The sequence below is a fragment of the Acidithiobacillus sulfurivorans genome, from assembly GCF_018853815.1.
Classification (GTDB): Bacteria; Pseudomonadota; Gammaproteobacteria; order Acidithiobacillales; family Acidithiobacillaceae; genus Acidithiobacillus; species Acidithiobacillus sulfurivorans.
In genome coordinates, this window is record NZ_JAAOMP010000005.1 from 1 (window position 1) to 373 (window position 373).

Genomic DNA, 373 nt, shown 5'->3' on the forward strand with positions numbered 1-373 from the left:
CTTTGAAACACTGGATCAGCTGAACGCCTGGCTCTGGGAACGCTGTCAGGAGCGGGCACAGAATCATGCACACCCCGAGCAGAAGACACGGACGATCTGGGCGGTCTTCCAGGAAGAGAAAGCGCTGCTGCGCCCCTTTCAAGCCACCTTCGATGGCTATGTGGAGGACCGGGTGCGGGTCAAATCGACCTGCCTGATATCGGTGGACCGTAATCACTACAGCGTACCCGCAGAATGGGCAGGAGAGTGGGTGCGGGCACGGCGCTATGTGGATCGTATCGTGGTATTGATGGAAAGTGCGGTGATTGCCACCCATGCACGGCGCATGGGGCGGGACAAGACCATCACGGACCCGCAGCACTACCTGCAGGTT

General features: G+C 59.5%; 1 protein-coding gene. It reads left to right on the forward strand.

Going from position 1 to position 373, the window contains the following annotated elements:
- Window positions 1–373: Mu transposase domain-containing protein (locus HAP95_RS00090; RefSeq protein WP_438263643.1), on the forward strand; the 373-nt coding region annotated here is incomplete at both ends.